This window comes from Anaerorhabdus sp. (assembly GCF_036641015.1).
Lineage (GTDB): Bacteria > Bacillota_I > Bacilli_A > Erysipelotrichales > Erysipelotrichaceae > Anaerorhabdus.
In genome coordinates, this window is record NZ_JAVWFO010000082.1 from 1 (window position 1) to 4756 (window position 4756).

The 4756-nt window shown below is 34.1% G+C and carries 5 protein-coding genes and 1 pseudogene; all 6 read right to left on the reverse strand.

What is annotated here, in order from left to right; translation table 11 throughout:
• Positions 1-144: pseudogene (locus tag RR430_RS08895) on the reverse strand (F0F1 ATP synthase subunit epsilon); the annotation flags it as partial.
• Between the two features lie 4 nt (positions 145-148).
• Positions 149-1549 carry a F0F1 ATP synthase subunit beta gene (gene atpD, locus RR430_RS08900; RefSeq protein ID WP_332488735.1) on the reverse strand — a complete coding sequence of 467 codons (1401 nt, stop codon included), beginning with the start codon at positions 1547-1549 and terminating at the stop codon, positions 149-151.
• A 13-nt stretch (positions 1550-1562) separates the two neighbouring features.
• Complete coding sequence (atpG, locus tag RR430_RS08905) at positions 1563-2411, reverse strand: ATP synthase F1 subunit gamma (RefSeq protein WP_332488734.1); 849 nt, start codon at positions 2409-2411, stop codon at positions 1563-1565.
• A gap of 3 nt (positions 2412-2414) precedes the next feature.
• The gene (atpA, locus tag RR430_RS08910) at positions 2415-3935 is read right to left on the reverse strand and encodes a F0F1 ATP synthase subunit alpha (protein ID WP_332488732.1); all 1521 of its coding nucleotides are present in this window, start codon (positions 3933-3935) and stop codon (positions 2415-2417) included.
• A 5-nt stretch (positions 3936-3940) separates the two neighbouring features.
• Positions 3941-4474 (reverse strand): F0F1 ATP synthase subunit delta, encoded by a 534-nt coding sequence (locus tag RR430_RS08915; RefSeq protein ID WP_332488730.1) that lies wholly within the window; start codon positions 4472-4474, stop codon positions 3941-3943.
• Positions 4458-4756: F0F1 ATP synthase subunit B family protein (locus tag RR430_RS08920; protein ID WP_332508967.1), on the reverse strand; the 299-nt coding region annotated here is incomplete at its 5' end. The genes RR430_RS08920 and RR430_RS08915, both read right to left, overlap by 17 nt.

A 4756-nucleotide genomic window follows, 5' to 3' on the forward strand; every position in this document is an offset into this window, starting at 1 on the left:
CATCTTAGATATTTCTAACATAGTTACAATTGGCATGCGATTAGGAAGAATACCCATTTCTCCAATGCTATTTCTAACATTAAGAATAGATGTATCCATTTCTTTATACTTACCAAAGGGAGTTACAATTTTGCATCGAATCATAGGCTTAACCTAACTTTCCAGCTTTATCCACTGCTTCCTCAATTGATCCTACAAACATAAATGCTTGTTCTGGTAAACTATCATATTTACCAGCAAGTAATTCTTTAAAACTACGTACAGTATCTTTTAAAGATACATAACGTCCTTTAATACCACTAAATTGTTCGGCAACATTAAATGGTTGAGATAGGAAATTTCTTGCACGACGTGCACGATTAACAATTACTTTATCCTCTTCACTTAATTCATCCATACCTAAAATTGCAATAATATCTTGTAATTCTTTATATCTTTGTAATAAAGCTTGAATACCACGAGCAACCTCATAATGTTCATCACCAACTACAAGTGGATCTAAAATTCTACTACTAGATTCAAGTGGATCTACCGCAGGGTAAATACCTAATGCAGCGATTCCACGATCAAGTACTGTTTTAGCATCAAGATGTGTAAATGCAGTAGCTGGAGCTGGGTCAGTTAAGTCATCCGCTGGAACATAAATTGCCTGAACAGAAGTGATTGAACCACGACTTGTTGAAGTAATACGTTCTTGAAGTTGACCCATTTCAGTAGCAAGTGTTGGTTGATAACCTACAGCTGATGGCATACGTCCAAGTAATGCTGATACTTCTGATCCTGCTTGTGTAAATCGGAAAATATTATCAATAAACAGCAATACATCTTGACCTTCAAAATCACGATAGTATTCCGCCATTGTTAATCCTGATAATGCTACACGCATTCTTGCTCCAGGTGATTCATTCATTTGTCCATAAACTAGAACAGTCTTATCTAATACACCAGAGTCTTTCATTTCATGATACATATCGTTACCTTCACGTGTACGTTCACCTACACCAGCAACAACTGAACGTCCTCCATGTTCTTTTGCAATATTATGAATTAATTCTTGCATTAGTACTGTTTTACCAACCCCAGCACCACCAAACAATCCAATCTTACCACCACGAGCATAAGGACATAATAAGTCAATAACTTTGATTCCTGTTTCTAAGATTTCAGCTGAAGTTTGTTGTTCCTCAAATGATGGAGCTTCACGATGAATTGGCATTCTTTTTACTTCCGGTCCCAAAGGAGGAAGTTCATCAATTTCATCACCAAGAACATTGAACATTCTTCCTAATACTTCTGCTCCTACTGGAACACAAATAGGATTTTCTGTATCAATACATTCCATTCCTCGTACAAGACCATCTGTTGATCCCATAGAGATACAACGAACAATGTCATCACCAATGTGTTGAGCAACTTCAACAACTAATTTTTCATTATTTTCTTTAAGTACGTCTATCGCATTTTTAAGTGCTGGTAGAACGCCACTTGCATATCGAATATCAACTACAGGTCCGATAACCTGTACAATTTTACCAATATTTTTTGCCATATTCTAATCCTTTCTACAAGGCATCTGCGCCCGCAACAATTTCTGTAATCTCTTGTGTGATTGCAGCTTGTCTTGCCTGATTATAGGCTAATACTAATTTATCAGTTAACTCAGTTGCATTATCTGTTGCATTCTCCATTGCTAAACGACGTGATCCTTGTTCAGCAGTTTTTGTTTGCATCCAAATACTATATACAACATTTTCTAACATCATCGGGATTAATGAATTCAATATCTCATTAGGACTAGGTTCAAAATCTGTAGCAACATGAGTTGATGTTGCTTTCAAATCTTCTTTCTTAGCAAAGTATGGAATTAATGTTTCCATCTTTGGTTCAAAAGTTACAGTATTTACAAATTCTGTATACAAAATTTGAATACTAGAAATTTCATCCTTCTTAAACATCTCGATTGCATCATCAACTAAATTTTTTAATTCAATAAATTGAATATTATCTGAACTAGTATGCTCATTGATGACGTTAAATCCACGCAACTCAAACCAATGAGATTGTTTTGTGCCAATTAGAATAATTGGATCTTCTGGATTTAAAACTTCTTGTGCAAGCCTTGCCATATTTGCATTGTAGCCACCACATAAACCTAAGTCACTACAAAATATAAATGTACAACGCTTGTTAGACTTCTTTTCTTTTAGAAATTGATTATCTAATCCTTGGTTATTTGCAATAATTTCACCAACTGTTTTCTTTAAAACATTAGCATACTCTTTATTCTTTTCCATTAAACTTCTTTGTTTTTGAAGTTTTGAATTAGCTATTAATTCCATCGCACTTGTAATCTTCTTAGTTGCATTAATCGAACGTATTCTTTGTTTTAAGGCTTGTTTTCCTTGTGCCATAAACTATGCCTCAGTCAATAGATGATATTGTTCTAAGAAGGCTTCCATTGCGCGTTTAAGTTTTTCTTCTAACTCATCAGTTAGAACTCCTGTTGTTTGTAATTCTTGTACTAGTTCATTGTGATTTGTTTTTAAGAATTTATGTAATTGTTCTTCAAAAGATCTAACATGTTCCACTGGTACATTTTTTAAAAATCCATGTTTTGCAGCAAACAATGTGCAAACTTGCTCAGCCATTGTTAATGGAGAATATTGTCCTTGTTTTAATAACTCAGTTAATCGTGCTCCATGATCAATTGTTGATTTTGTAACAGCATCTAAATCACTACCGAATTGAGTAAATCCAAGTAATTCATGATACTGTGCTAAATCTAATTTTAATGAACCAGATACTTTTTTCATTGCTTTTGTTTGTGCAGCTGATCCAACACGTGATACTGACAATCCACTATCAACTGCTGGTCTTACTCCTGAATTAAATAACTCTGTTTGTAAAAATATTTGTCCATCAGTAATAGAAATTACATTTGTAGGAATATATGCAGAAATATCTCCTGCTTGTGTTTCAATAATAGGTAATGCCGTTAGAGATCCACCACCTAATTCATCATTTAGTTTTGCTGCTCTTTCAAGTAAACGAGAGTGTAAATAGAATACATCTCCCGGATATGCTTCACGCCCTGGTGGACGACGAATTAATAATGACATTGTACGATATGCAACTGCATGCTTACTCAAGTCATCATAAATAATTAGAACATCTTTACCTTGTTCCATCCATTCCTCACCAATTGTACATCCTGCATATGGCGCAATGAATTGTAATGGTGCTGATTCACTTGCCGTTGCAGCTACAATTGTAGTATATCCCATTGCATCATGTTGTCTTAACTTTTCAACAATTTGTGCAACTGTACTTGCTTTTTGTCCAATAGCTACATAGATACAATTAACATTTTGTCCCTTTTGATTAATGATAGTATCAACAGCAATTGCTGTTTTACCAGTTTGACGGTCACCAATGATTAATTCACGTTGACCCTTACCAATTGGAATCATTGAATCTATTAATTTTAATCCTGTCATTAATGGTTGGTGAACACCTTTTCTTGTCATAACGCCTGGTGCAACTCTTTCAACCGGTCTAGATTTATTTGATATAATTTCACCTTTACCATCGATTGGTTGACCCAATGCATTAACAACACGTCCAAGCATTCCATCACCTACTGGTACCTCAACAATACGACCAGTACGCTTTACTTCATCGCCTTCTTTGATTCCTGTATCATCTCCAAGTAATACAGCAGCAACATGACTTTCTTCTAAGTTTAAAATCATACCGTACACATCATTTGGAAATAATAAAAGTTCACTAGACATGGCGCGATCTAAGCCTTGTATTAACGCAATACCATCACCAACTGTGATAACAGTACCTACATCATTCGCTTCGATCTTATTGTGATAATGTTTAATCTGTTCTTTGATTAAAGCACTTATTTCTTCAGGTCTTAGTTCCATTGGCCTCACCTCGTTCCTTTTAATAATTCAGTTTTCATATTTTGAATTTTATTTTTCATCGAAGTATCTATAACTTCATTATCAATCACAACTTTAAATCCCGAAAGTAATCTAGGATCAATACGATTAATAAGTTCACATTTTGAATTCATTTTCAAAGACATTACATCTTCAATTTCTTTTATTTGTGATTCACTTAATGGTCTAGCAGAATATACTAAACCCTCTTTAATATTTTTAGATTGATTACATAATGAGTTAAAACTAATCAAGATAGAATTTACATAAGTAAATCTTTGATTATCTACTAATAGACACATAAAATCCAAAAGTTTTGGATTTACTGCATCTTTAAACGCACGAACTAAAACATCTTTCTTTTCATCTTTTGTAATTTGTTCAGAAAGAAAAAATCCATTCATATCCGGTGTTAAAGTAGTTTGAATTAACTTACCATCTTTTTGCCATTCATCTAATTTATTTTCTTCCATCGCTAACTCAAAAAGCGCAGTCCCATAGCGGTCAGCTAATTGGTCCATCTTGGTTACTCATTTCTTTAACGAAGTTTTCTATGATTTTTTGATCTTGTTCACTATCGATCTTTTCACTGATTAATTTTTCAGCGGCAAGCATTGCGACAGTTACCATTTCATCAACCATACCTTCGCGCATTTGATTTTTCTCAATTGCAATTTCTTCACGTGCTTTTTCGAGTTTTGATGCTGCTTCTTTTTTTGCTTGTTCAAGAAGTTCTTCTTTAACATTCTTAGCTTCATTTTCAGCCTTAGCAATTATTTCCTGTGATTTGTGATAAGCATTAG

Excerpts from the sequence above, each read along its gene's own strand:
- RR430_RS08915 (WP_332488730.1), bottom strand. The coding sequence starts at position 4,474 with ATGGACCAATTAGCTGACCGCTATGGGACTGCGCTTTTTGAGTTAGCG.
- atpG (WP_332488734.1), bottom strand. The coding sequence starts at position 2,411 with ATGGCACAAGGAAAACAAGCCTTAAAACAAAGAATACGTTCGATTAAT.
- atpA (WP_332488732.1), bottom strand. The coding sequence starts at position 3,935 with ATGGAACTAAGACCTGAAGAAATAAGTGCTTTAATCAAAGAACAGATT.
- atpD (WP_332488735.1), bottom strand. The coding sequence starts at position 1,549 with ATGGCAAAAAATATTGGTAAAATTGTACAGGTTATCGGACCTGTAGTT.